This window comes from Shewanella surugensis, assembly GCF_023284005.1.
Taxonomy (GTDB): domain Bacteria; phylum Pseudomonadota; class Gammaproteobacteria; order Enterobacterales; family Shewanellaceae; genus Shewanella; species Shewanella surugensis.
Window position 1 is genome coordinate 1 of the sequence record NZ_JAKIKS010000081.1, and the last position, 26,830, is coordinate 26,830.

25 protein-coding genes and 1 pseudogene are annotated in these 26,830 nt (G+C 41.4%); 8 read left to right on the forward strand and 18 right to left on the reverse strand.

Annotated elements, in window-relative coordinates; genetic code table 11:
* Positions 1–199 precede the first annotated feature (199 nt).
* From L2764_RS17760 to L2764_RS17780, 5 genes are all read right to left on the reverse strand, one after another.
* On the reverse strand, positions 200–1,876 hold the full coding sequence (locus L2764_RS17760; protein WP_248941666.1) for an FAD-binding oxidoreductase: 1,677 nt from the start codon (positions 1,874–1,876) through the stop codon (positions 200–202).
* 169 nt (positions 1,877–2,045) lie between these two features.
* The gene (locus L2764_RS17765; RefSeq protein ID WP_248941667.1) at positions 2,046–3,431 is read right to left on the reverse strand and encodes an MFS transporter; all 1,386 of its coding nucleotides are present in this window, start codon (positions 3,429–3,431) and stop codon (positions 2,046–2,048) included.
* Between the two features lie 22 nt (positions 3,432–3,453).
* Positions 3,454–4,821, reverse strand: a complete 1,368-nt coding sequence (locus L2764_RS17770; protein WP_248941668.1) for an MFS transporter — start codon at positions 4,819–4,821, stop codon at positions 3,454–3,456.
* Between the two features lie 47 nt (positions 4,822–4,868).
* The gene (locus L2764_RS17775) at positions 4,869–5,114 is read right to left on the reverse strand and encodes a hypothetical protein (protein WP_248941669.1); all 246 of its coding nucleotides are present in this window, start codon (positions 5,112–5,114) and stop codon (positions 4,869–4,871) included.
* 249 nt (positions 5,115–5,363) lie between these two features.
* Positions 5,364–6,749, reverse strand: a complete 1,386-nt coding sequence (locus L2764_RS17780; RefSeq protein ID WP_248941670.1) for an MFS transporter — start codon at positions 6,747–6,749, stop codon at positions 5,364–5,366.
* A 140-nt stretch (positions 6,750–6,889) separates the two neighbouring features.
* On the opposite strand from L2764_RS17780, the gene L2764_RS17785 reads away from it, so the two are divergent.
* The 3 genes from L2764_RS17785 to L2764_RS17795 all read left to right on the forward strand — a co-directional run bounded on the left by L2764_RS17785 (position 6,890) and on the right by L2764_RS17795 (position 10,802).
* The gene (locus L2764_RS17785) at positions 6,890–8,035 is read left to right on the forward strand and encodes a sugar diacid recognition domain-containing protein (RefSeq protein WP_248941671.1); all 1,146 of its coding nucleotides are present in this window, start codon (positions 6,890–6,892) and stop codon (positions 8,033–8,035) included.
* Between the two features lie 137 nt (positions 8,036–8,172).
* Positions 8,173–9,531: a GntP family permease gene (locus L2764_RS17790; RefSeq protein WP_248941672.1), complete on the forward strand. Its 1,359-nt coding sequence runs from the start codon at positions 8,173–8,175 to the stop codon at positions 9,529–9,531.
* A 38-nt stretch (positions 9,532–9,569) separates the two neighbouring features.
* Entirely contained in the window at positions 9,570–10,802 is a 1,233-nt protein-coding gene (locus tag L2764_RS17795; protein WP_248941673.1) for a glycerate kinase, read from the forward strand.
* Positions 10,803–11,357: 555 nt separating this feature from the next.
* Here L2764_RS17795 and L2764_RS17800 read toward each other — a convergent pair.
* Positions 11,358–12,260, reverse strand: coding sequence for a class I SAM-dependent methyltransferase (locus tag L2764_RS17800; RefSeq protein WP_248941674.1), 903 nt, complete (start codon positions 12,258–12,260; stop codon positions 11,358–11,360).
* 91 nt (positions 12,261–12,351) lie between these two features.
* A complete protein-coding gene (locus L2764_RS17805) occupies positions 12,352–13,464 on the reverse strand; it encodes an AI-2E family transporter (protein WP_248941675.1) in 1,113 nt (370 codons plus the stop codon).
* A gap of 432 nt (positions 13,465–13,896) precedes the next feature.
* Here L2764_RS17805 and folX point away from each other — a divergent pair, with 432 nt between their 5' ends.
* Together folX and L2764_RS17815 are read left to right on the forward strand one after the other, a co-directional pair.
* Positions 13,897–14,268 (forward strand): dihydroneopterin triphosphate 2'-epimerase, encoded by a 372-nt coding sequence (gene folX, locus L2764_RS17810; RefSeq protein WP_248941676.1) that lies wholly within the window; start codon positions 13,897–13,899, stop codon positions 14,266–14,268.
* A 206-nt stretch (positions 14,269–14,474) separates the two neighbouring features.
* Complete coding sequence (locus L2764_RS17815; protein WP_248941677.1) at positions 14,475–15,395, forward strand: TIGR01777 family oxidoreductase; 921 nt, start codon at positions 14,475–14,477, stop codon at positions 15,393–15,395.
* A 76-nt stretch (positions 15,396–15,471) separates the two neighbouring features.
* Here the strand turns inward: L2764_RS17815 and L2764_RS17820 are convergent, their stop codons facing one another.
* Both L2764_RS17820 and L2764_RS17825 read right to left on the reverse strand, forming a co-directional pair.
* Positions 15,472–17,925, reverse strand: coding sequence for an ABC transporter permease (locus tag L2764_RS17820; RefSeq protein ID WP_248941678.1), 2,454 nt, complete (start codon positions 17,923–17,925; stop codon positions 15,472–15,474).
* On the reverse strand, positions 17,925–18,638 hold the full coding sequence (locus tag L2764_RS17825; RefSeq protein ID WP_248941679.1) for an ABC transporter ATP-binding protein: 714 nt from the start codon (positions 18,636–18,638) through the stop codon (positions 17,925–17,927). Before L2764_RS17825 ends, L2764_RS17820 begins: the two co-directional genes overlap by 1 nt.
* A gap of 25 nt (positions 18,639–18,663) precedes the next feature.
* Between L2764_RS17825 and L2764_RS17830 the strand changes: the two genes are divergently transcribed.
* Together L2764_RS17830 and L2764_RS17835 are read left to right on the forward strand one after the other, a co-directional pair.
* Entirely contained in the window at positions 18,664–19,248 is a 585-nt protein-coding gene (locus L2764_RS17830) for an arylesterase (RefSeq protein ID WP_248941680.1), read from the forward strand.
* 113 nt (positions 19,249–19,361) lie between these two features.
* Positions 19,362–20,516 (forward strand): DUF481 domain-containing protein, encoded by a 1,155-nt coding sequence (locus tag L2764_RS17835; RefSeq protein WP_248941681.1) that lies wholly within the window; start codon positions 19,362–19,364, stop codon positions 20,514–20,516.
* A gap of 225 nt (positions 20,517–20,741) precedes the next feature.
* Here the strand turns inward: L2764_RS17835 and L2764_RS17840 are convergent, their stop codons facing one another.
* The 5 genes from L2764_RS17840 to L2764_RS17860 form a co-directional block, all read right to left on the reverse strand.
* A complete protein-coding gene (locus L2764_RS17840; protein WP_248941682.1) occupies positions 20,742–21,071 on the reverse strand; it encodes a DUF2165 family protein in 330 nt (109 codons plus the stop codon).
* 27 nt (positions 21,072–21,098) lie between these two features.
* Positions 21,099–21,788: a VIT1/CCC1 transporter family protein gene (locus tag L2764_RS17845; RefSeq protein ID WP_248941683.1), complete on the reverse strand. Its 690-nt coding sequence runs from the start codon at positions 21,786–21,788 to the stop codon at positions 21,099–21,101.
* A gap of 120 nt (positions 21,789–21,908) precedes the next feature.
* Entirely contained in the window at positions 21,909–22,382 is a 474-nt protein-coding gene (locus tag L2764_RS17850; RefSeq protein WP_283107067.1) for a M15 family metallopeptidase, read from the reverse strand.
* 248 nt (positions 22,383–22,630) lie between these two features.
* A complete protein-coding gene (locus tag L2764_RS17855) occupies positions 22,631–23,191 on the reverse strand; it encodes a hypothetical protein (RefSeq protein ID WP_248941685.1) in 561 nt (186 codons plus the stop codon).
* Positions 23,192–23,309: 118 nt separating this feature from the next.
* Complete coding sequence (locus tag L2764_RS17860) at positions 23,310–24,275, reverse strand: alpha/beta hydrolase (protein ID WP_248941686.1); 966 nt, start codon at positions 24,273–24,275, stop codon at positions 23,310–23,312.
* A gap of 325 nt (positions 24,276–24,600) precedes the next feature.
* Between L2764_RS17860 and L2764_RS17865 the strand changes: the two genes are divergently transcribed.
* Positions 24,601–25,548 (forward strand): AEC family transporter, encoded by a 948-nt coding sequence (locus tag L2764_RS17865; RefSeq protein ID WP_248941687.1) that lies wholly within the window; start codon positions 24,601–24,603, stop codon positions 25,546–25,548.
* Positions 25,549–25,609: 61 nt separating this feature from the next.
* On the opposite strand, the gene L2764_RS17870 is transcribed toward L2764_RS17865, so the two are convergent.
* The 4 genes and pseudogenes from L2764_RS17870 to L2764_RS17885 form a co-directional block, all read right to left on the reverse strand.
* The gene (locus L2764_RS17870; protein WP_248941688.1) at positions 25,610–25,750 is read right to left on the reverse strand and encodes a hypothetical protein; all 141 of its coding nucleotides are present in this window, start codon (positions 25,748–25,750) and stop codon (positions 25,610–25,612) included.
* Positions 25,722–25,934, reverse strand: coding sequence for a hypothetical protein (locus tag L2764_RS17875; RefSeq protein ID WP_248941689.1), 213 nt, complete (start codon positions 25,932–25,934; stop codon positions 25,722–25,724). Before L2764_RS17875 ends, L2764_RS17870 begins: the two co-directional genes overlap by 29 nt.
* Positions 25,935–25,937: 3 nt before the next feature.
* Positions 25,938–26,513, reverse strand: a complete 576-nt coding sequence (locus L2764_RS17880) for a hypothetical protein (RefSeq protein ID WP_248941690.1) — start codon at positions 26,511–26,513, stop codon at positions 25,938–25,940.
* A gap of 67 nt (positions 26,514–26,580) precedes the next feature.
* A pseudogene (locus tag L2764_RS17885) lies at positions 26,581–26,830 on the reverse strand (IS66 family transposase); the annotation flags it as partial.

Genomic DNA, 26,830 nt, shown 5'->3' on the forward strand with positions numbered 1-26,830 from the left:
AGGTTGCTCTCCTGTCTTTTGGTCGAGACTTGAGCCTACCTATACCGCGGTATAGGTGAAACCTATGCGAGTCACCCCGGCAGAGCCGGGGGTTTACCGTTTGTTAATTAAGATGATATATTCCACAGTACTCCTTACTGACTCATCAATACTGCGTCCAAGTTACACCTAAACAATTGAAACCATAATTTACAATTTGTTAAATAATGGTTTTTCGACTCCTCAGCAAACAATGATCATCTTTAGAATAGGTCAATTTAATAGCCATCAATTTTTCATAATTCTCTAAAAAGTAGTCACTGGTTGGAATAGCCGCATCTTTAAAGCTAATAAAAGCCCCATAGGTATGAGGAATATCGGCATAACGACATTCCTCAATCCAATCTTGAGCCCGATTTTCAAAAAAACGGGTTTCATTTTGATTTTGAGCAGACACTCGATCGCCGTTACTATCCACTCCAATTTGATCCCACCAAGCCTGATATTGAACCGTAAACAATCTGTCTTTATAGGGAAAACTGCTACCTTTAGGGCCCCCTTCGGGGTTTTCTTGATAATATTGGCCACAGATCGCCCCCAAGGTAATATAAGTATTGATATTACTTTTCGTTTCAATTAAGGCTAAGTGACGTGATTGTAACGAGCAAATTAATGCCTGACGACTGGCATCATTCCAGCTCTTTTGCGCCAATTTTGACGTGAGTTTATGCGGCGCAGGCTCATCGGTTTCAAGTCGAATGTGATGTTTTTTGAATCCTCTTTCCCAAGCGTCGAAGTCCAGTTGATAACCCTGACGATTTTTACGATGATGCCGAACGACCCGTCCAATATGCATCATTTGTTGATTAACCCACTTTTTGATGATCTTTTGATTGTCTTGATTCAGATGCGGATCGACATTAACAAATAAATGCCGCTGAAAGTTATTGATCCAACTGATAATCATCGCCGCTAATTCTTGCTCAGTTCCGCCAAAATGGCCATTAAACTGCCAACTCAGTACCGCATGAGGATCGGGTATCGCCCCATTCGCTAAACCGATGGCATCCATTTTAAGGTTGGTACCAATGAGCCCCGGATTATTATTATCCGCAATGGCTTGCTCCCATGCTTGAAGAATATAGATAGCCGGAATATGCTCAAATAAATCCCAATGCTCGCTTTGGATCGTAAAACTAAAAGCCAACTCGGGTAATTCAAACGCCTGAAAAGTCAGCGAGGTGACGATCCCATAACTTAAGCCCCCGCCTCCACGAATGGCCCATAATAATTTACCTTTGTCCAAATCAGGTGCATCGGTGATCGACACGTGTTCAATACTCCCGTCACCCAGAACCAAGGTTGCGCCAATGAGGTGTTCGCACGCCATGCCATATTTTCTGGTCCAAGGCCCCCAACCGCCTCCCATCGCATAACCCGCTATCGCGACGGTCTGACAAGTACCATGAGGAATACTCAAGTTGGCGTTATCCAAGACACTTTTGATATGACAAAAACGCGCGCCGGGCTGAATATCCACCTTATTAGTGCCACCACATTGAATATTGACGTTTCTCATCTTACAAAAATCGATGAGTAACTTCCCCGTTGCGACGGATTCACCTTCATGATCATGCCCACCCGAGCGCACGGTGATAGCAATATCATGAGTATTGGCAAATTTAATCACCAATGACACTTGCTCCGTATTTTCAACCATGACAATACCTAATGGCATTAAATCGAACCTGCGATTAAAAACTTGTCTACTCTGTTCAAAATACAGTGCTTGAGAAGCATCAAGGCTATGACGATTCAGTAAGGTGGGATATTGCTGCGCTGCAGCCAAATAAGAGCTAAGCTCGACTAAAGGGTCGTCAATCTGAATACTCATCATTAAATGTCCTTTTAATATGAATAAAACAAAGGTTTGTGTATATAGGAGACTTGAGTATAAGTGAAACACTAAAGAGTAGTTTTATCCACTTTAAATCCAATTGACTGATACTTCACGGTCAATAGCAGTACAACAACGTTTACTCATTCCCGTTCTCACAAAAATATGTCTAATTAACAATCGTCGCTGTTCCCTTACTATGGATAAAACCCATCATTAATATTAAACAAAGCACTGAAAGAAACAGATTAAATAGAAAGGCAAACTGTATGCCTTGAAGTAATGAAGCTGAACTCGCAATAATACTGGTATTCACTGCAAGACCGATAGCGCCACCTGCAATACGGAACATATAAAGAATGCCGCCCGCCAAACTCATACTTTCAGGATTCACTAACGTCATTGCTTGAGTCGTAATCGAGGGGTTAAATAACCCCAATCCCGCGCCGAAAAGCATCATCCCAATAAAGAGGACCTCTTTATCACTAGAGGCACTGATTCTGGATAATAATCCCACCCCGAGTAAAATAACCACTATGCTCACTCTCATCACCCATAAGCGCCCTATATAGCCCAGTAAGACCCCGCCAATAAAAGCAAACAACACACAAGTTAAAATAATAGGCAAGATCCCGACACTGGATTGAATAGCACTATAATGCCACTGCTGACTGAAAAATTGAGGCAAATATAAGAGTAATGAAAAAAATTGAGTAGACACCAGTGCTGCGAGTAAACAAATAAGCATAAATTGTTTATTTTTAGTAATATAATGAGGAATAAGGGCATTATTATCCAAGTTGAAATCGAGTCGCCGAAATCCATATAGACTCACAATAAAGGCGCTAAACAAGCCTAAAATGAACACATGGTTAAAGCCTAAATCTACCGCTAGATCTAAGCCAAGCAATAAACAAAAAAGCGAAAAACTTAAGATAAACACATTGATATAATGAATAGTAAATGTCGCTTCACAATACACTTCTTTCACAATATATCGCCACAGGAGAACCATAACAAATAGTGAAAAGGGCACATTTACCCACATCACCCACCGCCAGCTGCCAAAATCCGTGATCGCAGCACCGATTAAGGGCCCCATAGCATTACCCAGACTCCCCACGCCAGCGAGGATCCCACCGGCTATACCGGCGTTTTTTCGAGGAATGATACTGTACAGCATGCCCAGTAACGCTGGCCATGATAAAGCAACGCCGATCCCCATTAATGCTCGACAGACAATCAATCCCCAAACTGATCCACTAAAGCCGCCTAAAATGGAAAAGAAGATAAACAGACTAAACCCAATTAATAAAACACGTTTACGGCCATAAAGATCCGCTAAGCGTCCACCGGTAATAATTAACACCCCTATGGTTAAAGCATACCCATTAAAGATCCACTGGGTATCTGTCACGTCGAGAGAAAATTCTCGACTTAGCACCGGTAATATCGCCGCAAAGATCGTGAAATCACAACCAAAAATGAACACTGCGAGTACAATCGCTAATAGCCCACCTTTGTTAAATAAATGTTGATTTTCACACCTTGACATGAGGAGCACTTCCTTTAACATATTAGTACTTCTTTAAGTGGCCAGTTATAAAACATAAGCTGATCAATAATCCTAAAAAGGCCAATATGGCATTAAACAAAAATGCCCATTTCATTCCTATTAATGGCGATGAGGATAACAATATAATACAAGTACTGATCCCAATCCCTATGGCACCTCCTGCACTTCGAAACATATAAATAATGCCACCCGCTAAACTCATACGTGATGAAGGAACCACCATCATTGCCGCAGTGGTCACGGTTGGATATGCAAGTCCAATCCCTCCCCCTAATATCAACATCACCACAGCCAACTGCCAATAAGGCGTCGATACCTGTAAATTTGACAATAACAACATACCACAGGCCAATAAACTCACCCCAACAGACACAATTAACCTGGCACCAAAGCGTTGATAAAGCATGCCTGAAACAAACGATAGTCCCGCATAAGTTAATATCATCGGCAATAAACCCACACCTGACTCTGCAGCCGAATACCCCAGTTCTCGCATAAAAAATTGAGGTAAATACAATAATGCAGCAAAAAAAACAGTCGACATCATCAATGTAGTCATGCCTATTGCAAAAAACTCTTTATTTTTCATCAGCTCTTTAGGTATTAATGCGTCATCTCTCATTAAGCGTTCAATAATAATAAAGGCCAACATACTCACTACAAACACACCGAATAATCCCATAATGCAAAGGCTATCAAGCTTAGATCCAGCCAGTGAGTCCAGTCCCATGAGTAAAGCAAATAGGGACACCGATAACGTCAGCACGCCCGCATAATCCACCCTTTTCGGATTAAGGGGTAAGACTTCTGGCACGATGGCCTTCCAAGTAAAAATAATCGCCAATATTGTCACGGGAATATTCACCAGTAAAATCCATCGCCAACTAAAAAAGTCCGTTAAAATACCGCCTATCATCGGACCCGCAGCATTGCTGATCCCAGCGATCCCGATGATAAAACCGCCGGCAAAACCCGCTTTTTCTTTAGGCATTAAGGCATAGACCATGCCTAACACTGCAGGCCACATCGCCGCCGCCCCGACTCCCATCACAATACGACAAAAAATCAACATATTGAGACTAAATGCACTGGCCCCAATAATCGAGAACACCGTGAAAATGCTTATTCCAATGAAAAAAAGCCGTCGACGCCCATAAAGATCAGCTAGGTGTCCACCGGTAATAATGAACACGCCTAAGGTTAACGCATAGCCATTAAAGATCCATTGACTATGATTAAGCGTACTATTAAACTCATCACTAATACTGGGTAAAGCAACTGAAAAAGCAGTAAAATCATAAGCTATCACGACAATAGCCAATGACATTGCAAAAAAACCTAAACGATTATAAGATTGAAAGATAGCCATTCATATTCCCTATTTATCCATCTAGATGAAAAAGCAAATTCAAGATATTATCGCTCTTCATGTTCCAGATTTGGCCGAACAAAGACTAAACTAATGATGACACCCAGCAGCGCAAGCAGCACATTAATCATAAAAGCCAGTCTCAACCCTTCAACGAGCGAATCAGATAAACTAATCACACAGGTATTCATCGCGACCCCTATCGCACCTCCGCCCACTCGACACAAATAAATAACGCCACCAGCGACACTCATTTGCTCTTGAGCAACAGACCCTATTGCCGCACTTGTCACTGACGGATTGAAATTCCTATCCTATAATAGGCAACGCCACCGAAAATGCGGTAAAGTCATTGGCTATCATAAGCACAGCAAACACCATGCCCACTGATTGACATTATTGCGCTTCGCTTTCATCCGCCGAGCTCCAATCAAATAATAACGGGATAAGAGAGTTAAGAAGGTATAACTGTATAAATAAAAGAATGGCACATAAATTTAAAAGTGTTTAAAGAGCAGCAATGAATTCATAAACTCTGTTAGCTAAACCTTTTCAATACCTTGTTTATTTCCAATCCACAACAAGCAAATAAGTAAACCAAAAAAAGATAAAATAGCATTCAGACTGAATGCCATATTAATTCCTTCACTCAGAGACTCATATTGTGAAACAATAACCGTATTGATTGCTAAACCAATTGCTCCTCCCAAATTCAGCAACATATAAATAATACCTCCGGCTAGACTTGCTCTAGTCTCAGCAACCGAGGTCAAAGCCACAGTGGTTATAGTTGAATAGAAAAAACCTACCCCTAAGCCCAAAATTATCATACCTGTTAACATAGAGGCATAACTTGTATACATGGTCAAATGTGATAATAAAAACATGCCTAATACTAAACAGCCTGTACCAATAGATGTAATCCACTTTGCCCCCAGCTTCTCATAAAGTGCTCCAGCAGAAAAAGAAGAAAGTGCAAATGTCAACATTACAGGTAATAACCCTATACCCGACTCCATAGCTGAATACTGCATTGCTTTAGTGAAAAACAAAGGTAAATAGACCAAAACAGTAAAAAATACTGCTGATGTCATTAATGTGGCTAAACCAGCCAGAAAAAAAGAGACATTATGTATAATATCGGGTGGAATAAGTGCACTTTGTCCCACCCTACGCTCGATGAGAACAAAGAAGCACAATACGATCAGAGAAATAACAAAAAGACTCAAAATAAAAGGATTTTTCCACCCAACACTGATCCCCAAATCTAATGCTAATAATAATGATAGTAAAGAAATCGATAAGGTCGATACACCGGCATAATCTATCGGCTCATTCTGATCAACAGGTTTATCATCTTCTATACTGGTACGAACGAATAGATACACAATAATGGCAATAGGTAAATTAATTAACAATATCCAACGCCAGCCCCAAGTATCTGTTAATACTCCCCCCAATAAAGGGCCCATTGCATTGCCAAACCCTGCCACTCCCAATACCAACGCACCTGCAATACCTGCTTTACTTGCTGGAAAAACAGTAAACACAATACCAAGAATCGAAGGCCAAATGAGCGCCCCACCTATTCCCATTAATATTCGACAAATAATGACACCATAAATTGAATTAACTAAACTTGCCAGTACCGAAAAAAATGCAAATATGACTAAGCCCCAAATCAATGTCTTGCGACGACCAATACGGTCGGCTAAACGCCCTCCGGTCACAATGAAAACACCAAACATTAAGGTATAACCATTTATCACCCATTGTGTTTTATCAATTCCAGCATGGAATTCTTCATTCATCATAGGTAAGGCTACAGAAAATGCAGTAAAGTCATTTGCTATCACAAACACAGATAGCACCATAGCTAGCAAGGCCCATACACTTATTTTGACGCTATTTTTCTCACTTCCTTGCATAGGCGCTTCTCCATAACATAACAAATAAGAACGATTCATTCAGTGTTAATAAAATAATGGCATATAATAAGCTGTTTATTGAAATGTATTTTTATGTTCAAATGATAAAGATAATATTGATAATAAAATGAAATGCGACTATGTACTTTCTCAATAAACACATTGCTGAACAAATAATAAAGCGCACCACTCATATTATTAAACATAATATTAATGTCATGAATAACCAAGGCATTATTCTCGCCTCTGGCGATCTCGCACGCATCGGTTTAATACATGAAGGCGCGCTGCTCGCAATTCGTCAAAATAAAGTGATCGCAATCCATCCCGATAGCACCGACACATTTCAAGGTGTACAAGCTGGCATTAACCTACCGCTACACTTTAAAGGCAGTATTATTGGTGTCATAGGGATCACTGGCAATCCTAAAAAATTGAGACAATATGGCGAGCTTCTCAAAATTACGGCTGAAATGATCGTTGAGCAAGCCGAGTTATTAAGCCAAACTCAATGGCGTAATCGCCAAAAAGAAGAGTTTACCCTTCAGCTTATTAAACAAGACACCGATGATATCAACATTCTCCAGCAATGGGCCGAACAATTAGCCATCGATCTCACTATTCCCAGAGTTGCTTGTGTGCTTCAATTACACATGTCTCCCGAATCGAATACTCAACACCATGAATTAAACACCATACTGCAACTACTCGACATGCCTGAACGCGGAAATTTAGTTGCAATAACATCCATGTCAGAATTGGTGATCCTCAAACCCGCATTCTTAAACGGTAAAGACTGGGAGCCAGAGCAAGAAAGTCGACGTATCGATCGACTCCTAGAACGATTACCCAATCAACTCAAACATAAAGTAAAAATCGCTTTAGGGCACTACTTTCCGGATCCTAAAGATATCAATCTTTCTTATCAAACAGCGAAAGAAACCCTTCTCTTCGGCGCTAAAACCGCTCCTGTACAAAACAAATATTTATTTGAACATTACGCACTGCAAGTATTATTGTCCGATCTCAAAGATCATTGGCAAGGAAGAGAGTTACTTCGCCCTTACCTCACACTACTAAACAATGATAAAAATAAAAAACTAGTCAAAACCTTACACGTTTATCTCACACATTTCGGTGATCAACAAGCCTGTGCAAATGCCCTTTTCATCCATCGTAATACCCTTAGGTATCGTCTTGATAAAATACAAAAAATCACCAGTATTCAACTTCAATCATTAGAAGGTGTGTGCCAGCTATATTTAAGTCAACTGCTCTCAAAATAGGGCTCCGAGATGTTATTATTGTGCATGCGCACAAAAAAAAGGCGTTATTTTGCATAAAATCTGGCCATTATTCTAACGTCAAAGCAGGAAATTAATACCATAATAAACGCCTTCATAATGCCAAAAAAGGACCGACTATGAGCCTGGTATTCATCTTACTTGCTGTCATTGTTTTTATTATTCTAGCCAGTTCAACCTTTAAATTACATCCCTTTTTAACCTTAATCCTCGCTTCATTTATCACCGCTTTTGCCTGTGGTTTACCCAGTGGGGACATTGCCAACATTATCAGCCAAGGCTTTGGCGGGATCCTCAGCTATATCGGGCTGGTAATTGTATTAGGCACCATTATTGGCACTATTTTAGAAAAAAGTGGCGCCGCAATTACAATGGCAGATGTCGTCATACGAATCTTAGGTAAACGATTTCCAACCTTAACGATGTCCATCATTGGATACCTTGTGTCTATTCCTGTTTTTTGTGATTCGGGCTTCGTCATTTTAAATGCATTGAAACAATCCATGGCCCATCGTATGCAAGTCTCCAGTGTGGCCATGAGTGTCGCACTTGCCACAGGCCTATATGCCACCCACACTTTTGTTCCTCCCACACCCGGTCCTATCGCGGCCGCTGGTAATCTTGGATTAAGCAGTCATCTTGGTCTTGTTATCGCTTTTGGAGTCATCATCGCCGCAGTCGCCGCAATAGCAGGCATGTTGTGGGCAAATCGTTTTCTGCATATTGAGCCTGATGGCGAAAACAACGAGAACCTCAGTGATGACAGTACAAATTTAGAGAGTCACTTGCACAAATACGGCAAGCTACCCAGTCCTACTCGTGCATTTTTACCCATTTTTATCCCTATTTTATTGATCTGTCTTGGTTCAATCACCCAGCTTCCCGCGAAACCGTTTGGACAAAATGGATTATTTGATGTTTTCAACTTTATCGGCCAGCCCATCAATGCGTTAATGATAGGACTCTTTTTATCGTTAACCTTGCTTAAAGGGCCTGATAAAATAAAACAATTGAGCCACTATATTAGTGACGGTTTAGTCTTAGCCGCTCCAATTTTGCTCATTACAGGAGCCGGTGGCGCCTTTGGGGCCGTGCTTAAAGCCACCCCAATCGGTGATTTCTTAGGCTCGTCACTGTCTGAATTAGGACTCGGTCTCTTCATGCCTTTCTTAGTCGCCGCGGCACTCAAATCGGCACAAGGTTCTTCAACGGTGGCATTAGTCGCAACGTCAGCACTGGTGGCACCCATGTTAGACAGCATAGGATTATCCAGTGAGATGGGGCGTGTCCTCACCGTGATGGCCATCGGCAGTGGTGCAATGACCGTTTCACATGCCAATGACAGTTTCTTCTGGGTAGTGACTCAATTCAGTAATATGAGTGTCAAACAAGCCTATAAAGCCCAAACCATGGCCACACTCATTCAAGGACTCACCAGTATGACATTCATTTATCTACTGAGCTTACTGTTTATTTAACACTGGATTTATTCATTTACTAATTTTCTGGACACGATATGAAAATAGTCATCGCCCCCGATTCATTCAAAGAAAGCTTAACGGCCATTGAAGTCGCCAATGAAATTGAGAAGGGTTTCCGTGAAGTCTTCCCTCACGCTCAATACATTAATCAGCCTATTGCTGATGGCGGAGAAGGCACTGTCGATGTCATGGTTGCTGCCACCAACGGGCAAAAAGTCACCTTAGATGTCACGGGGCCTTTAGGCGCTTCTGTTTCAGCTTATTACGGCATTCTCGGCAATAAGCTTATGGCTGATCCCCGCTCAGATAATGCCTCTTCTGTTAACTCAAACTCCGATCACTTAAGCTCGGTTAACACAAGCCCAAACCATCAGCAAACAGCAGTTATTGAAGTGGCAAAAGCCTCAGGATTACACCTCATTCCTTCACACTTACGTCATCCCGATATGACCACCAGCTATGGGACTGGAGAACTCATTCTAGACGCCCTCAATCGCGGCATAAAACACATTATTCTCGGCCTTGGCGGCAGTGCCACCAATGATGGCGGTGCTGGCATACTCAGCGCATTAGGCATAAGATTTCTGGATAAAAATAACCACATTTTAAAACCTGGAGGTATTTATCTTAAAGACTTATGTATCCTAGATACCACTGAGCTAAACCCGCTTGTTAATCAGTGTCAATTTGAGCTGGCTTGCGATGTCACCAATCCTTTATGCGGAAAAGCAGGGGCCAGTCACATTTTTGGTCCTCAAAAAGGTGCTGACGCTGAAACGGCCAATCAACTTGATAATGCACTGAGCCATTTTGCCGATATCATCACTCAAACAGGCAGAGAGGATCATCGCAATAGTGCCGGCGCGGGAGCTGCTGGCGGCATAGGATTTGGACTCATGTCTTTAACCCAAGCCACGCTGAAATCGGGCATTGATATCGTCATGGAAATCACTCAACTTAGCGAAAAAATGAAGGAAGCGGACTTAGTCATTACCGGAGAGGGCTGTCTAGACAGTCAAACATTAAACGGCAAGGCCCCCATGGGTGTTACACGTTTAGCCAATCAGCAAGGTATAAACGTCATTGCCATTGGCGGCAGTGTCAGTGAAAATGCCAATATGCTACTCGATCACGGTCTTTGCGCGCTATTCGCTATCACACCAGGTCATCATCCATTACCGACACTGCTCAAGCGAGCAAAACCTCATTTATATGCCTGTTCTCGTAATATTGCAGCACTTTATAAGATAATACCTAAAAAGTCTTAGGGAAAAAATGCCAGTCAATATTTGACTGGCATGGGTTATTTATTGCTGTATGACTTTTTAGAGACTCATTACAGCAGCTATTCATTCTTATAGCGCCGTTTGAGTCAATGTGGTGAACGAGGAGTTCAATCTAAAAACGCATCTTCATCCATTTCAACCGGTAATGAAGCTAACATTTCATCTTGTACTTGATAGTAAGCTTCTTCATAATCTTGCGCTTCCATAATCACTCCGCATCAAAAATATTGTAGGGAACAAAGGCATGTCATCAAATCGTGTCATTTTGCCTTGTTTGAGCCAAAAATAGAAAAAGACTCCGTATATTCAACTCTACAATCAGTATACCATTCGACGCTCAGCAATTACAGAAAACTTTCAGTTTCGTCTGGATAAGGCACCACTTTAAGCCTATATGTAATAAAAAAGGCATTAAAAGCTGAAAGTCTTTCAGTTTTTAATGCCTTTTTTATATTAAAACATTTTTTATATAATGTTAATCACAGTAAGCACCTATTAGCACGGCTAATATAATGGATATCAGGCGGCATAAAATATTTATTGATATCTTAATACTTTTAATGCCTTATTGGGATCAATATCAGAAAATGCCTCAGGATTATCAATTTGCTCTTGGAAAACTAAATCTGGACTGTACTCGGCCACTTGCCCCTTTAAAAAATCAATACCCAATTCTGGTGCATTTAGGCACAAAAGCAGATCGCCGCCTTCCTTAAGTAACTCCGGGAGACGCTTTAACAAACGCGCATAATCTTTAGTCGCGACAAAACTGCCTTTTTGATTACTTGGAGGATCAGCAATGATTAAATCATAAGGCCCAAGCTTGGTCAGCTTGCCCCATGATTTAAAAATATCATGACCTAAAAATTTAGCGCCACCTCGAAAATCATTCAATAAATGATTCTGCTTACCGATAGCAAGCGCCCCTTTACTCATATCGATATTAACGACATCAATCGCACCGCCTTGCAAAGCCGCCACTGAAAAACCACAGGTATAAGCAAACAGATTCAACACTTTTTTATTGATAGTGTGCTCTCGTACCCATTGACGTCCTTGGCACATATCAAGAAAAAGCCCATGGTTTTGTCCCTTTAATAAATGCACCTGAAAACACGCGCCATTTTCAGTCACAATATGAGGCTCAGGGACACTGCCTGCCATACATTCGGTATGCGTCTGCCCTCCACTGCGATACTGATAAACCAAATTTAAGGGCTCATTTGGCGTCAACGCCTGCCAACGCTGGGTAATCGCATCAATCACGACATCACGATCTGCATCCGTTAATAGGGTAAAACTGGTCAATAACAGAACCGGATTAAACCAATCCAAACACAAATGTTCACTACCAACATAGCGTCCACCCCGTCCATGAAACAAACGAGTCACATCTTCATTCCACTTTATTGCTTCTAGTGCATCTAAAAATAATTGCATTAACTGACGATTCCAACTCTCTAAAAAGGGGTAATAACGAACTAATCAATAGAAGCGTCCTCCATTGTTTAGCTCTATAAATAAAATAAAGCTAATCTTCCGAATTCTTATTACAAGATTCTTCAATCGCTTGTGGTTTTTCGGATTGATCACCCGTAGGCACGCAGGGCTCAGCCCCTAAATTATCCGATAGTAAAATCGACAACCATTTGCCACTTTCACTGTATTCTAACGCGATTTTCACCACCATCGTTAACGGTACAGACAGTAACATGCCAACAGTGCCCAATAACCAGCCCCAAAATATCAATGAAAGAAACACCACTAAGGTCGATAACCCCACACCACGCCCAGTATATTTAGGCTCAATGATATTGCCGATTACCGTATTGGTAACAATATACAATAAGGTTGCCGCCCCAGCCTCACCCGTTCCTAATTGAATGAAGGCTAACAATACGGCAGGTACAGCCGCAATAATGGAACCAATATTAGGAATATAATTAAATAAGAAAGCAATCACCCCCCATAACAGCGCGTAATCGACACCGATAAAATACAGCCCTACGCCAATAACTATCCCCGTCGTCAAACTCAAGAGACTTTTTATCACCATATAGCGATTCACAGAATGCAAAAACTTATCCATTTGCTGTAACCCTATTCCAGGATTATCAAAAGCAAAATGCAACTTTTTAGCAAAAGTTGGTGCTTCAATCAACATGAAAACAATTGTCAGTACAATCAAAAACAAATTAGCCATGACATTACCAATGCCAGATAACATATTGGTGGTCATAGAAAATGCCACTCCAGGATCAAAATATGACATCATTTGCTTTCGGGTGATATTAATATTGAGGGCTTGTAATTTATCAATTACCCATGAAAAATGTTCGATTAATTGACTTCGATAATGTGGCAGCTGAGTTGAAAACTCAGTAATCGAACTGCCAACCACTGAGGTAAACCAAAAACCAGCCAGTAATATCAATACCATCAAAATTAATACCGCTAACACCCTAGGCACACGATATTTTGACATCCAATCAATCACAGGATTACAGATCACCGCAATAAAAGCCGATAGCACCAAAGGCACCACAATGGGGCTGGCTATTTTAATCCCGGCCAAGATAATCACAATAAACCCCATGGTCGCCACACCTTTAAAGGCCACCCCTCTATCTTCGAATTGATTCATTCCCTTTATCCCCAAACCTTGTTTATGTTAAGCACTATATACCCCATCCACCTGAAAGTGCATGTTTTCAATCTCCTAATAAGCGGGTTTAAAAGCCTTTTATTCTGGATTACTGAACATCAGCTTAGAATGACTAGGCCATCTATTCAACTAACCATCATGGTCGTTCACTCACATCCATGTGATCACGACATTTGTTCATCTGACCTATATGGATATAGGAAATGTCTTATTGTTGTCTGGAACAACAAAGACCTAAACATCAGATGATGGGAATGTCAGTTAATGCGTGAAGCAATTAACGACCTTGCCTAAAGGGTTTTTTATTCCAGCTGAATCCTGCATCCACAGAGAAAATGATAAAAAAGCTTCTCGATTTATTATAAAATTGATAGGCTTATTATTAATAATATAAAGGAGATTATACCAAGAATGAAACCAGAGATAGCCATTATCCGCATTAAAAATTTACGCCTACGTACTTTTATCGGCATCAAAGACGATGAAATGCAAAATAAACAAGATGTCATTATTAATGCCTCCATTCACTATTGTGCTAATAAAGCACGCAATAGTGATAATATGGATGACGCCTTAAATTACCGCACTATTACTAAGAAAATCATTTCCTTAGTAGAAAACCATCGCTTCTCACTGCTAGAGAATTTAACCAATCAAGTCTTATATATTGCCAGTGAACACCCGTGGGTTGACTTAGCCCAAGTCGAAATAGATAAACCCCATGCACTACGTTTTGCCGATTCAGTCTCTTTAACACTTAGTTATCAAAAACAAAACGATTAACGTTAATAATACCCAAATAGTCAAATAGTCAAATAGTCAAATAGTCAAATAGTCAAATAGTCAAATAACTTCAGCGTCATTTGGCTATATCGCGCCACACTTCCCGTATTGATACGCAATAAAAAATAACATATTTAAGCGAAAAAAAGATCCGCTTTTGTCCTGAGTTATTATGCTTGTTATCAAACCCTATTAAAAAAAAACGCATGAATATTCTTATCACTGGCGCAACGGGCTTCATCGGCACACAACTGGTCCATGCACTCGAAAACGAACACACTCTTACTTTGGTGTCTCGCCATCCAGGAAAAGCCGCTAAAAAGCTAGGGGTTGCGCATACCTATTTAAATGATTTAGCCTCACTTGAACATCTCAATGAGATCGATATTGTGATCAATCTTGCAGGTGAGCCTATTGCCAATAAACGTTGGAGCCATCAACAAAAAGATCGTATTTGCCAAAGTCGCTGGCAATTAACCCAACATATTGCCACTTTAATCAAGCAAAGCGCCATCCCGCCTCAAAAACTGATCAATGCCTCTGCCATTGGCTTTTATGGCATGCATGCAGAACAAGCATTAGATGAGGACTTTCTTCCGCCTAAAAAGAGCGCCATTGAATTTCCACATATCGTTTGCAAAGAATGGGAAAAAACGGCTAATGACTGCCGTTCAATACAAACCCAAGTCATTATTTTACGCATTGGATTAGTCTTAGGCCGATATGGAGGCGCATTAAGTAAAATGCTACCTGCTTTTAAATTAGGTTTAGGCGGCCCCATCGGAGATGGCAAGCAAGGTGTCAGCTGGATCCATCAAACTGACTTAATTAATCTCATCTTATTGATGATAAAACAAACCCATTGTCAGGGAGTCTTTAACGCCACCGCTCCTCACCCCGTCAACCAAGCTGAATTTGCCAAAACACTGGCTCATACCCTGCATAGACCAGCCTTTTTACCCGTCCCCACCTTGATATTAAAGCTCGCTTTAGGTGAAATGTCACAACTACTCACACAAGGACAATTTGTCCTCCCTACTCGCACCTTAACCACAGGTTTCCAATTTCAATACCCTTATCTAAATGCGGCCTTTCATCAATTATTACAATCACCAAACAGTGCTTAACGCATCAACAATACTGTATGGATCGCATTGAGTATTCATACACTGACTGAGTGATTGCAAATAATGAAAGCAATCGTTAATGGCCTTTTAACAATTCAGAGCATGAGTGATTCAACAATTGCCGGCAACGCCAAAGCCCTAACAAGCCCACCAATACTGCGCCACTTAAGGGCGCAATGCCCCACCAAGGCCAGTGCATATAGACATTGAGTTCAAATACCTGTGTTTTTAACAAATAAAGCGAAAACTCAGAGACCCAAACGGCCAATACCCCTGCAATAAAGCCGAGTAAAGCAAACTCCAGTCCGGTCGCCCATTTAAGCAACCATCCCGATGCTCCAAAGGTCCGTAATACCGCGAGTTCTCGTTGCCGAGAAGCCATACCCGCCTCCGTTTGCGCCATCATCACTAAGGCACTTGCCATGATCACCAACCCTAACACCAAAGATAATGATACGGACACTTGATCGATAATTTGCCGTAACTGCGCAATCATAGCCCCGACATCAATGACTGAAACAGTCGGAAATAAACGCAATAGTCCCACAATGACTTGCTGCTTATCATTCTCTAAACGAAAACTTAAAATAGAGGTTGAGGCAAAAGAAGACAGGGTGTCTCGGGTAAAGATCATAAAGAAATTCGGCTGAAGGTTTTCCCAATGTACGTCACGAATGCTGGCAATGATCACCGACACCGTTTGATTATCAATGGTAAACGTTAACTCATCACCCACTTTAAGCGCTAAACGTTCAGCGACACCGGACTCAACAGAAACGTCATTTGGCTTTTGATTAAAATGACCTTCCAATATTTGATTATTTTTAGGCAACTGCTCTCGCCAAGTCAGATTAAGCTCTCGCCCAATGCCTAACCTGCCAGACTCTCCGGCCTCGACTTGCTTCTTGGTCAAAGTCTCTTCACCATTAATCTGCGTCAACCGACCTCGGATCACCGGATATAATTCAGGCACCTCATCAATATACTCAAATAAGTAATCTTCAACGCCCTGTTTTTGCTCTGGAGCAATGTTGACTAAAAAATAATTAGGCGCATTGTCAGGTAGCTGTTGCTGCCACTCTTCTAGTAAATCTTGTCTTAGGGCTAAAATCGTTAATAACAACACCAATGCACAGCTAAAGCCAACCAATTGCACGGCATTTTGTTTTGCGCGGCGTCTGAGTCCCGCCAAAGCGAGTTGCATTGGATTGGTGGTTTTCATTCCAATACCATGGCCTAGCTTTATCATTAAAAAGCCAAGGAGACTTAATAATACCCCTAACAACAGTACCGTTAACACGACCGTTAAGGTCATGGCTAATTGTCCAGAATAAAGATACCCCAACAATCCCATCGCCATTAAACTCAGCAGTAAATGTAACCACATGCCAAAGTTTGCACTTTCAAGTTGCCTTTGGATCACTCTTAATGGCGGGATAGATAATAAACGCAGTAAAGGATAAGCCGAAAACATTAACGCACTGATTAACCCCGTCGCGGTGCCTAACAGAACGGGCCTTAATAACGATGGTGAGTAACTCGCAATTTCAGCAGGCAAAAATAAACTGATCACCTTATCGAGACCGATCCCTAATACGAGCCCGAGCACCACTCCCAAACTGGTCACGAGTAATAAATGAACACTGAATAATATACGAATTTGACGAGCTGAAGCGCCAAATGTTTTCAACATAGCCACCACATCATAATGACGTTGACAATAACGCTGCGCCGCGATGCCAATCGCCGCACAGGCCAGCGCAATGCCTAATAAACACGCAAGCAGTAAGAATTGCTCCGCACGTTTAACCGCATTGGCGATAGGCGAATCACCTGAAGTCACATCAATCCAACGCTGACTGGTATTTAATAACGGTTTGACTTGCATTTCAAACGCGGTTAATTGACTCGCATTACCTGCAAATTGATATAAATAAGTCACACGACTGCCAGGTTGGATCACCCCCGTTTTTGCCACATCCGCCATTCGCATTAATACGACAGGTGATGAGGCAAAAAGATTAAATCCGGCATCAGGAAGCCGCGTTATTTCCGCTGATAAGGTAAAATTGGCATGACCAATTTCAATATGTTCAGGCTGGGAGAGTAAACCGGCAAGGCGTGTTTCAAACCAAAGAGAACCTCGTTTAGGTAATCCTTGAGCTTGACCTGTCGATAATTCAATTTGCCCTTTTAAGGGGTAACCTTCCTCGACAGCTCGCACCTTCACTAATTGAAATTTATCCCCCGCATACGCCATCGAATTAAATTCAAGTACATAGGTTTGCGTTAAGCCCGCTTTATTGGCGATGGCTAACAGAGCGGGATCGATTTCTCTCGGTGATTGAATGATACGATCGGCGGCAATAAATTGAGAGGCTTGGCCCTCAATAGCCACTTGAAGCCTATCGCTCACGCTCGCCAGTCCGGTGACAGCAAGCACGGCTAATGTAATGGCGAAAATAATCAGCAGCAATTGCCCTTGAAATAATTCTCGTTTAAAAAATCGCCAAGCAAGCATTAAGGCCATTATCTCACCTCATCGGTGATGTCAGGACGGCTATTCGTCGATTCTGACAACACGCCATCCTCCATCATAAATTGTCGTTGGCATCGGCTCGCCAGTATTAAGTCATGTGTGACCAATACCAAAGTCGTATCACTTTCTTTATTCATTGAAAAAAGCATTTGGGTGATTTTATCACTATTGGCGCCATCTAAATTCCCCGTAGGCTCATCAGCAAATAACACTTTGGGCTCACAAATAAAGGCTCTGGCAATCGCCACTCTCTGCTGCTCCCCTCCTGATAGTTGATGAGGAAAGTGGGTCAACCTGTGAGTCAATCCCACGCGATCTAACATCTGTTTCGCTTTGCCTCTTGCATCCTTAATGCCGGCCAATTCAGCAGGTAGCATCACATTCTCTAAGGCATTCAATGTATCAACCAACATGAATGATTGAAAAATAAAGCTCACCTTTTCCTTGCGTAACGCCGCTTTTCCCTCTTCATCTAACGCCCCTAATGACTCACCATCGAGATAAATATCACCCCCGGTAGGCGCATCAAGGGCCGCAAGTAAACCCAGCAATGTGGATTTCCCTGATCCTGAAGGTCCTAAAATGGCAATGCTTTCTCCCTGCTTGACATCTAAGTCAATGCCATTGAGGATAGTGAGTACCCCTTCTTGGGTCATAACCGACTTAACGAGAGCATTAACAACTATGGCACTTTTATTAGACATAAAATCCTTCTTAAAGAAAACGCACATGGCTCAGTTCGTCGCCATGCTATTAATATTGGTAAGTTCATCCCTCTTAGCCGCCCCTATTTTAATTTTAGGTGACAGCTTAAGTGCAGCTTACGGTATCCCTGAAAATGAAGGATGGGTTAACTTATTGCGCCAAAAATTGCCTCAACATACCCTCATCAATGGTTCTGTCAGTGGCGAAACATCCGCTGGTGCCCTTCGCCGACTCCCTGCATTACTGGATTCAGCGGCCCCAGAGTTAGTTTTTATTGAGCTAGGCGGCAATGATGGATTGCGCGGTTTCCCAACACAACAACTTGAAAGGAATCTAACACAAATCATTAAATTATCTCAAGAAAGAGGCGCACTTATTTTACTGTCGGAAATAATGATCCCGCCAAACTATGGATCTCGCTATGCGAAACAATTTACCCAAGTTTACCAAGACATCGCCAAAAAACAACAAGTCACCTTAGTCCCCTTTTTCATGCAAGATATTGTGACCAACGCTGATTTGATGCAAAACGATAGCATTCACCCTAACGCAAAAGCCCAACCTCAAATAGCCTCCTTTATTCAACCGTGGTTACTCGGAGAATTATAAAATCCAATAAAATATGTTTATTCTCCACTCTTTATGTCTAAACAGGATTGCTTTGTAAATAGCATCTTTGTAACATACCCCTGACAATCTTTGTCTATTTAAGGAAGAACAAGGTGGGGACAAACACTCAAAGTTATCATTTATTTTCATGGAAAAACACCCAAAAAACTGCCATCGCCTTATTTTATAGCCTTATCACCATCGGTCCTCAGGCACTTGCCACCCCAGCGCCCAAAGTTTTAAGCGAACCCGCTGAAAAGCAATCATTCACACCCGCTGAGCTAACACTGCCTAAAGACACTCAGTATGATTGGATACAGCTTTCAAGTCTTGAAATGCTCAAAGGCACACTCAACAATTTATACGAAGAAACAGTGGAATTTAAAAGCAAAGAATTTGGCACCTTAAGCATAGACTGGGATGATGTATTACAACTTCACACGAGTCATATTGTCAGTGTCGGCTTAGAAGATCTCACCACGCAAACAGGGCAACTCACCCTTATTAATAACCAAATAGACATCAATCATCTTCAGTACCCTAAAAACGAGGTAATGACCATTATCACGGGCAATGATAGTGAGAGTAATTACTGGTCAACCAAAGTCACTCTAGGCGCTGATTTTTATTCCGGTAATACCGATCAAATCGATTACAGCGCTATCGCTTATACCCGCAGGCGCACCACTGAATCTCGGTTTAACCTCACCTATTTAGGCAGCTATTCTCGCACCGATGGTGTAGCTACGATTAATAATCACCGGCTCAATAGTAATTTTGACTGGTTCATTTCCCGGCACTTCTATCTGCGCCCTGTTTTTGGCGAAGTCTATAAAGATCCTTTTTTGAATTACGATTACAAAATCACTCTCGGTTCGGGTGTGGGTTATAATCTTATTGATACTTCAACAACAGAGTGGAAAGTCAGCGGCGGTCCAGCCTACGTCTACACACGTTTTGATGAAGTCGAATCTGGTGAAGAACAATACAACAGCAGCCCTGCCATCGTTGTAGAAACCGACTTTGACACGAAACTCACCAATAATATTGATTTTAATGCCTTATACCGGATACAGTATGGCAGTGATGACGCTGGAGGCTACACTCATCATGTATTAACCGGTTTTTCTATTGAATTAACGGAATCTTTCGATTTAGACCTTTCTTTTGTCTGGGACAGAGTCAGCCAACCTCAAGCAGACAGTGACGGTGAAATGCCGAAAAAAGATGACTTTCAATTCATCGTTGGACTGGGGATATCCATGTAATCGCTCTCTAAGACTGCCAATATTACCTTTCAAAAATTGGCAGGGTATTTAGCCTCATCCGGCAAGAGGAAAACAGTCAAAATCAACATGAAAATAACCACTAATCGATAAGCAGCCTGTTGGCCGTTTCATAATACCGATTGCCACATTAAAAACTATTCGCCCCCAATCGTAATAAAACCCGAAAACCAGAGTAACACCCCCAACAGTCAAACCTAAAACGCCTCAGCCTTTAGCACGACTAAGGACTTTTAGATCATGTCGATACCTGAACAATTGAATACCCGTGATCGTGCATAGCAAGGCAATAAGGCTTTCAATGGCAATGATGCCACCATAAACCAAATGATACAATATCGGGGTTTCAACCGCTCGCCACATCGCTGCATTATTCGGGAAAGTGGTGTTCATTTTCAATACATGAAAAATAAAGCCGTAGCTAGACTCATAATCCGTCATATTATTCCAAGCAACTAACCCCCGTAAATAAAGCAATACTCCAGGTAAGTAGCACTTTTGAATATCGAATGTACATAATCCCTTCCTATTTCGCATCAACTGAGGTATCCGTCTCTTCAATTGTTATACTATAACCCCAAATAATTTCCCAACCCCAGCCGATAACACCATCGCCAATGCACCCCAAAAAACCACCCGCATCGCCCCTTTCTTTAACGACGCTCCTCCAGCATGAGCGGCTAACATACCCAAAATAGCCAGAAAAACTAAAGAAGAGCCTCCAATGGCGATAATAATATCGTCAAGAGGTACTAACCAAGCAACAATCAATGGTAATGACGCGCCCAAGGTAAACATACTTGCCGATGAGGCTGCAGCTTGCAATGGTCTCGCTCTCGCGGTATCAAAAATGCCTAATTCATCTCTTGCATGCGCCCCTAACGCATCATGCTCCATCAACTGTTTCGCCACTGTTTCAGCCAGTTTGGGCTCTAACCCTCGATGTCGATAAATATCAGTAAGCTCCTTCTCTTCAAATTCAACATCATCTTTTAATGAGGCTTTTTCTAATGCTAAATCGGCTTTTTCAATATCAGATTGAGAGCTAACTGACACATACTCACCTGCCGCCATCGACATCGCCCCAGCAACTAATCCCGCCATACCGGCCAATAATATGTCGAAGCGAGTGGAATGAGCAGCAGCGACCCCAATGATTAAACTGGCAGTAGAGACAATGCCATCATTCGCCCCAAGCACAGCGGCGCGTAACCAACCCACTCGATGTATACGATGTAATTCATGCCGACTCATTTTCGATTACTCATAATGAAACCTAATTTCAACCTAGCCTATCAGGTTAGCCATGCTCCTTTTCTGATATAAAACAAAATTAATCATCTATCTTTATACTGACAATGCAACAGCCAAACGTTATTCCACTGGGAAATTAAAATAAGTCTGAGAAAATGGTTCATTTTCCAACGAAAAATGCCACCATTCTTGTTTTAATCCTCTAAAACCTGCCTGTGTCATGACTTGTTGTAATAACATTCTATTCTCACGCTGCTCAGGAGATATCGCAATATGATGAGTCCACGACTCCTCACCAAAAAAATCCCAATGTGTGCCCATATCCAAGGCTATAACATTTTCTGAAGACAAAGACACTAAGGTCACATCCAAGGTACTTGCCCTTGAATGAGCTGATTGTTTTGCAATAAACCCTTGCTTGAACAAATCAGCCTTATCTAAATCAGGATAATAAATCAATTTCATTTTATTATATTGGTGATCTTGAAACCAACGCACCAAATGATCAACACTCATTTGTGGTCGATAAGCATCAAAGATTTTTAAACCTAAGCCAAAAGTGGCTAATACCCTTTGCACCGTTCCAATGGCCAAACTCGCAGGTTATGACAACAGCGCTTTTGGTGCAAAATACTCATCGATAGGCTCACCAATAAAATTATCCTTGGAACAGTAACGTATATCTAAAATTAAAGATGGGATCATCGACTTAATATCAATTATATTACTAGTACGTTTATCCATAATACCTAAACTCATATCAATACATCATTATAAGCAGAGAATACATTCTCAAAACAACGGCTCAACTTCCATTTATGATAGGACCCCATTATTCGACACTACACGACAGGATTGGCAATGTGTTCTTCTTCGGGCTCTTTTGGGGGTCCCCCAAACACCCCCGTTTTGACAGGCATAGGTGCTCTTCTTCCTAATATAAATGCAAATATATTGACACTGGTTTCAGCAAAAAGAGTGGTGTTATTAATCGATAATATGACCTTCGTACTCCCATCCACTTTCCAAGTCGTTTGCGCGATTTTAAAGCCATCAACCCAATAACGTTTTCCAGCCTTTACAGAACCTTTTGCTGATTGATCAAACTCATCAATTAACCATAGCTTTAAACGCCCTTTACAACTGGGCTCAAGTGTTAATTCACCTAGATTTAACTTAAACACACACACACCCAATTTATAAAGAGAGAAACGATAAGGAAGAAAGCCATGTGCTTGAGATACTTCCTTCACCTCAGAAGCATCATTTAATTCCTTCACTTGTAATTCATTTTCCTGTAACGCTAATTCCGCTAAGGGAATACGATAACGGAAACTCACCAGTGAAAATAAACCAATCACAAGTAAAGAGACTATCCACCACACATAATCCGATAGCAACATAATGCTCCCTTTTATTCTCTATACCTAAACCAGTAGAGCATGTACCCCCCTCTACTAGCATGAAACAAAACCTTCGTCTAAAATAAAATACATTACCATTAATAATAGTCCTCAATCATTATTTTTGTTTCACCACTTTTTGTTCATTTTCTTCAATTATTTTACCACTCGGTTTTATTAATAGAGCAACATGCTCTAACGCTTCTCGCGCTGATTGACTGATCATTGATAATTGTATGAATCCGTGGATCACTCCCAAATAACGACGACAATGGGCTTCGACTCCGGCACAACGAAGCGCACGATACAAGCTTTCTCCTTCATCCCGTAAAGGATCAAACTCAGCCGTTAAAATATGGGTTTCAGGTAATCCTTCCCAATCATCTCTAAATAACGGACTGATCTCAGGATGCATTAAGCTAATTGTATTTTGGCCAATATAATGTTTAAATCCCGACATTAACATTTCTTTGGTTATCACATAGTCCTCACCATACTGACTCATACTAGAACTTGTTGCTGTTGCATCCAACATAGGATAAATCAGTATTTGTTTTATGGGTAACCAAATAGCTTGATCCCGTAATCGTAAACTGATCACTAACGCAATATGTCCCCCAGCACTATCACCGGCCAACGTAATGCACTCTTTATCTCCCCCCCATTGGAAACAATCACGATAAATAAGCTCGCAAGCTCGAAATGCATCATCATGGGCACTCGGATAAATATGCTCTGGGGCTAAACGGTATTTCACCGCAATCACGACCGCACCCGATAAATGCGCAATTTGCCTTAGTTGTTGATCGTGAGTCTGAAAGTCACCACTGACAAAACAGCCACCATGAAAGTAAATCACAACAGGTAAACCTGTATCTTTTGAAGGCTTAAATATTTTGAGTGAAATACCATCACATTCTATTTCGAACACTTGATACACGTCATAAGACTCACCAGCTAACGCAGTGCTATCAATATATCTTTGACGACGCTGCTCAATACTCGGTAATGGCGTCAACTCATCTTTTTCAGCAATGAAGCTACGTACGATTTGATCAATACCTGACTCTAGAACACTATCCATATATAAATTCACTTGTTACTTTCAAACCACTGAATAAAACAAAGCATAACAACAAACACTATAACTGTATATAAACACAGTAACACCCATCCTACTTAGATAGGTGATCTTTAAGCGGGGGCATTCAAAACGCAATAGACAAGGGCATTAATGACTGGCTCCATGCATTAACAGATACCCCCCATGTATGAATCCTTTCGATTTGCAAAATATTAGCGTTCATATTGAGAACAATTCATTGGTTAAATCAATACTTCACTTCTATATTCAAGCTATCAGTAGAAAAGACTAATCAAGCTTCATTCACCAACCAATAAGCTTTCATATGAATATAATTAGTTTAGTAATACCCGTTTTTGCCATTATCATTACCGGATACCTGTTCGCGAGAATGAAAATATTGCCTGAAAACACATCAGCATTACTGATCCAATTCGCCTATTTTGTACTCATACCTGCATTGATGTTTATTGTGATAGCAGAAGAAAGCCTCAAAAATCTGTTTGACATTCCCTTCATACTCGTCTTTGGCGGGACCATTATTGTCATCTATATCATTATCTTATTTTTTCTACTCTGTATTCATAAAAACTTAGGCACATCGGCAATGCTCGCAGACTGTTGTGTTTCTTCTAATACCGGCATTATTGCGCTACCATTATTACATACTCTTTTTGGACACAAAGCACTGCTCCCCGCGGCTATTGCTAATATAATGATGGTGGTCATGATCATCATCACCATGATTATTCTTGATCAAGCCCAACATACTCAAGATGAACATAAACTGCCAATAAAAGAAAAAATACTGCATGTATTCAAAAACCCCATCATACTCTCAACCTTAGCCGCCATTCTATTTGCATCAACAGGTTTGACACTGCCTACAATGGTGAAAGATTACTTTACTATCCTATCTTCTGGGGTAACATCCTGCGCTTTGTTCGCCATTGGCATGAGCCTCAAGCTTAAAGCTTTCCATCATAATGAATTAATGATTAGTTTGATTAGTCTCTGTAAACTGATTTTCATCCCCGCACTCATACTTTTTCTGTCACATCTCGCCGGATTGTCCCCTATTCTAGCTATTGCAGCCACCATCTCAGCGGCGGTTCCCACGGCCAAAAATACCTATATGATTGCAGAGCAATATCAGCAATCTCCTGAGCTTGTTTCTCATATTATTTCGACAACCACTTTATTTTCAACAATAACATTAATCGTCTGGTTAGTGATTTTACATGCTATCTACCCCACGGCATTCCTTCACTAAAAAAATCAGCCTCATCAATGAGGCTGATTTGTGGATTAAAGTTATCAATACACTATGAGTATTAAGGTCGAATTTGACACTTATCCTCACCTGAAAAACCAGAACCTGCAGCCTGACAGCTTTTAATTCTTCCGGCGGCTTGACGAGTCTCTTCAGGATAACGACAAAGTGCTTTAGGATAACTGCCTACTGCGACTATCAATTTCAGCCTTTACGGTACCTAACTGCACATCAGCATTCGCTTGATTATCACTACTAGCCAAATAATAAGGCCAAGTATTTCCACCGTTAAATTTAGGCTGATTATCGCTATCCAATAAACTATTACCTTCAGTGATATTCACAGGGCAATGTAAGTCAGGTACTGAAGACGGTAACTCACTCACAATTTATTTAGAAAGTGAATATTGGTCGTTATGCGCTTCAACTATGATACTGGTTTGTTGCTCTATATTTTGCAGCCTAAACTGGCCATTAGATACGATCTCGCAAGTTTGATTATTTTTCTGTGCTTGGTGATCTTGTGTAAAACAGCGATATTGTACCGGATCCGCCAATTGATCTTCCCCGCGCACGAGTGTTGCATTTGAATTAAAGGTTCCAGTGCCAGTATTGCCCTCCACGACTAGCTCAGTAATACTCGTATTCGGCCAATGAATAGACGCAACGGGTGCTGGTACACTGCCACACCCACCTGAATTAGGCTTATAAGCCGTCACGCTATAACCCGTTTTATCTGCCGTTTTGAATCCTGAATAAGGCATGCCATCGGTGCCGATAAATTTAACGTTTTCGACAAGATCCCCATTATGATAGACACAATATCCTTCCGCTCCAGCAACCCCGGTCCAGATAAGCTTCGTTCCAGATGCCGTTTCAACGAGCTCCCCAACCTGTACACTTGCCAAGGGATCATCACGCTTCACTCCTGAAAATTGCACTGCCGCTTCTGAAAACCGTTGCATGATTTCTTTGTGAGTATCATTTTCATTTGGACTGTTTTTTAGTAAGTATTCACCAGAGGGGGATTGACTAAGCTGGCATGAACCCAAATACGTCTGGGTAGTCCTTTTTATCAACCACGGCCGCAATGATAGTGCTGATCACTCTTATCGGGGATAACTGTCGCTTCTTGCACGTTTCAACGACAGATAGCAGCCGAGAGCGAAACTTCTCACCTCTATCTGAACTTGTGCCATAGCAGATCTTGCGCATGATCACGCTCCCACGCAAGCAACGCTCGGCTTCGTTATTAGTCAACGGCGTACCTAGGTGATTGAGA

What these genes read in the sequence shown, in the direction of transcription:
- L2764_RS17760 (WP_248941666.1), bottom strand. Translation starts at nt 1,876, where the DNA reads ATGATGAGTATTCAGATTGACGACCCTTTAGTCGAGCTTAGCTCTTAT.
- L2764_RS17765 (WP_248941667.1), bottom strand. Translation starts at nt 3,431, where the DNA reads ATGTCAAGGTGTGAAAATCAACATTTATTTAACAAAGGTGGGCTATTA.
- L2764_RS17770 (WP_248941668.1), bottom strand. Translation starts at nt 4,821, where the DNA reads ATGGCTATCTTTCAATCTTATAATCGTTTAGGTTTTTTTGCAATGTCA.
- L2764_RS17780 (WP_248941670.1), bottom strand. Translation starts at nt 6,749, where the DNA reads ATGCAAGGAAGTGAGAAAAATAGCGTCAAAATAAGTGTATGGGCCTTG.
- L2764_RS17785 (WP_248941671.1), top strand. Translation starts at nt 6,890, where the DNA reads ATGTACTTTCTCAATAAACACATTGCTGAACAAATAATAAAGCGCACC.
- L2764_RS17790 (WP_248941672.1), top strand. Translation starts at nt 8,173, where the DNA reads ATGAGCCTGGTATTCATCTTACTTGCTGTCATTGTTTTTATTATTCTA.
- L2764_RS17795 (WP_248941673.1), top strand. Translation starts at nt 9,570, where the DNA reads ATGAAAATAGTCATCGCCCCCGATTCATTCAAAGAAAGCTTAACGGCC.
- L2764_RS17800 (WP_248941674.1), bottom strand. Translation starts at nt 12,260, where the DNA reads ATGCAATTATTTTTAGATGCACTAGAAGCAATAAAGTGGAATGAAGAT.
- L2764_RS17805 (WP_248941675.1), bottom strand. Translation starts at nt 13,464, where the DNA reads ATGAATCAATTCGAAGATAGAGGGGTGGCCTTTAAAGGTGTGGCGACC.
- folX (WP_248941676.1), top strand. Translation starts at nt 13,897, where the DNA reads ATGAAACCAGAGATAGCCATTATCCGCATTAAAAATTTACGCCTACGT.
- L2764_RS17815 (WP_248941677.1), top strand. Translation starts at nt 14,475, where the DNA reads ATGAATATTCTTATCACTGGCGCAACGGGCTTCATCGGCACACAACTG.
- L2764_RS17820 (WP_248941678.1), bottom strand. Translation starts at nt 17,925, where the DNA reads ATGGCCTTAATGCTTGCTTGGCGATTTTTTAAACGAGAATTATTTCAA.
- L2764_RS17825 (WP_248941679.1), bottom strand. Translation starts at nt 18,638, where the DNA reads ATGTCTAATAAAAGTGCCATAGTTGTTAATGCTCTCGTTAAGTCGGTT.
- L2764_RS17830 (WP_248941680.1), top strand. Translation starts at nt 18,664, where the DNA reads ATGGCTCAGTTCGTCGCCATGCTATTAATATTGGTAAGTTCATCCCTC.
- L2764_RS17840 (WP_248941682.1), bottom strand. Translation starts at nt 21,071, where the DNA reads ATGCGAAATAGGAAGGGATTATGTACATTCGATATTCAAAAGTGCTAC.
- L2764_RS17845 (WP_248941683.1), bottom strand. Translation starts at nt 21,788, where the DNA reads ATGAGTCGGCATGAATTACATCGTATACATCGAGTGGGTTGGTTACGC.
- L2764_RS17855 (WP_248941685.1), bottom strand. Translation starts at nt 23,191, where the DNA reads ATGTTGCTATCGGATTATGTGTGGTGGATAGTCTCTTTACTTGTGATT.
- L2764_RS17860 (WP_248941686.1), bottom strand. Translation starts at nt 24,275, where the DNA reads ATGGATAGTGTTCTAGAGTCAGGTATTGATCAAATCGTACGTAGCTTC.
- L2764_RS17865 (WP_248941687.1), top strand. Translation starts at nt 24,601, where the DNA reads ATGAATATAATTAGTTTAGTAATACCCGTTTTTGCCATTATCATTACC.
- L2764_RS17880 (WP_248941690.1), bottom strand. Translation starts at nt 26,513, where the DNA reads ATGCAACGGTTTTCAGAAGCGGCAGTGCAATTTTCAGGAGTGAAGCGT.